Below are 1,657 nucleotides of genomic sequence, written 5' to 3'. Positions count from 1 at the left end.
GTATTCATCCAACCCCGTCTCCTGTTTGGCTTGGTCGAAGCGCTCCTCGATCGCCCAGCGGCCTCCGGCGATCCCCGCCAGCTTCTGGAGCGTCGTCCTCTCCGGCGAACAGGTCAGATAATAGGCCCGATCGCGGGTGTCCGTCTCCGACTCTCGCAGGCTCTTGCGAACCAACAACGCCTTCTGGAAGACGCGTCCGTCGTCCTGTTCCAAAGGGCCCCCCAACCGATCCGCCGCCCAGCGACTCCGCCGCTCCCCCTCGGTTCCAAGGCAGCAGGAGAGCTCCTCCCAGCCGCCCGGATCGTCGGCGAACTCCCGGGCGTAGTCCTCGGCTTGCAGCTGCCGGAAGCCACGCGCCCAGACCCGCTGCGCTTTCGATACCGCCATGACGTATCCGACGCCAGGGTCTTCCAGCAGCTTGCGGAACCGGTAATCGCCGCCTTAAACGGCGTCGGCGGCGCCCCACCCGCAGGGCACGCCGGCGCCCAGCGCCCGCCCGATCATGTCCTACGCCAAAGCGGGCTTGGTCGCGGACTCAACCTCCAGTGGCGCCTTGGCTTCGGCTCGGCGGTTGGCGTCGTCGGCCCATCCCCTCGGAAGATATAGAGCCAGGTCGATCAGGGCGTGGCCGCGTGGCATCCGCAGCGCCAGGAACACCCCGCTCTGACAACTTTCGATCCGGGCGGCCGTGCCGGAGTACATCCGCCTCACGCCGGCCGACTCTGTCCCCTACTTCAGGAACCCGGTCTCGTTTAAGATCAACACCGACTCGTCCGCGACCTTCGGATCGCCGAGTCGCTCGACGACGTAATCGCGCAGGTCGTCGCGAACCTCGTCCGCGCCCCAGCGGGTCCGAGCGATGAAGTGCTGCAGGTTGGGAGGCTTCGCCTCGCCGACCTCATTCGGCGAGTTGCCAGCCGTTCTTCCGCTCGACCCGGCTGATTAGACCTCGCAGGTATTGACCGGCCCGGCCCCGCAACTCCGGCCGGCGAAACCGCGGCCCAATCCGCCTCGCCGCGGCGTCAATCTCCCGGGCCCAGCGGCGAACCTCACGCACCCGAACGGCGGCCATCCTCGGACTCCTTGCGAACGGCTCCCTCGCCACTCAAACTGTCGCCGCACAACCGCAAACGTACAACTGTAGTACTAGTGTCCTGAGTTGGAAGTTCTGTTGCGCTTCGTGCGGGGGCGGGTAGGCTGCGGTTTTCCGCGATTCGGAGCCGCTGATGTCGGGATCCAAGCCGAGGGTCGAACTGGTCCTGACCGATGCCCAGCGGGAAGAATTGACCCGGCTGGCCCGCCGCCGCAAGACGCCCCGGGGCCTAGCTCTGCGGGCGGCGATCGTCTTGGCCTGCGCCGACGAACCCTCGATCGTCGCCGCGGCCCGCCGCCTCGGCGTCTCCCGGCCGACCGCGACGCGGTGGCGGGAGCGATTTCTCGAACACGGTTTAGACGGCCTCTCCGACGAGCCCCGCAGCGGAGCTCCGCGGAAGATCGGCGACGACCGCGTGGAGGAGGTCGTGCGGACCACGTTGGAGGAGACGCCCCCGAACGCGACGCACTGGAGCACGCGGAGCCTGGCGAAGCGGCTGGGCCTCAGCCAGAGCGCCGTCTCCCGGATCTGGCGAGCCTTCGGGTTGCAGCCGCACCGCTCCGA

Annotated in this window: 3 protein-coding genes and 1 pseudogene; 1 reads left to right on the top strand and 3 read right to left on the bottom strand. The window is 68.1% G+C overall.

Going from position 1 to position 1,657, the window contains the following annotated elements; all coding sequences use genetic code 11:
* The 3 genes and pseudogenes from LzC2_RS21385 to LzC2_RS21375 form a co-directional block, all read right to left on the bottom strand.
* Positions 1–387 (bottom strand): annotated as a pseudogene (locus LzC2_RS21385) (IS701 family transposase); the annotation flags it as partial.
* A 120-nt stretch (positions 388–507) separates the two neighbouring features.
* Complete coding sequence (locus LzC2_RS21380) at positions 508–702, bottom strand: transposase (RefSeq protein WP_171190049.1); 195 nt, start codon at positions 700–702, stop codon at positions 508–510.
* Positions 703–898: 196 nt separating this feature from the next.
* Positions 899–1,072, bottom strand: a complete 174-nt coding sequence (locus tag LzC2_RS21375; RefSeq protein WP_171190048.1) for a hypothetical protein — start codon at positions 1,070–1,072, stop codon at positions 899–901.
* Positions 1,073–1,226: 154 nt separating this feature from the next.
* On the opposite strand from LzC2_RS21375, the gene LzC2_RS21370 reads away from it, so the two are divergent.
* The coding region (locus LzC2_RS21370; protein ID WP_171190047.1) for a helix-turn-helix domain-containing protein at positions 1,227–1,657 on the top strand (431 nt) is incomplete at its 3' end.

Origin of the sequence: Alienimonas chondri, from assembly GCF_013036045.1 — a bacterium.
GTDB lineage: Bacteria > Planctomycetota > Planctomycetia > Planctomycetales > Planctomycetaceae > Alienimonas > Alienimonas chondri.
Note: the sequence above shows the minus strand (reverse complement) of the source record. Positions and strands in the feature narration are given on the sequence as shown.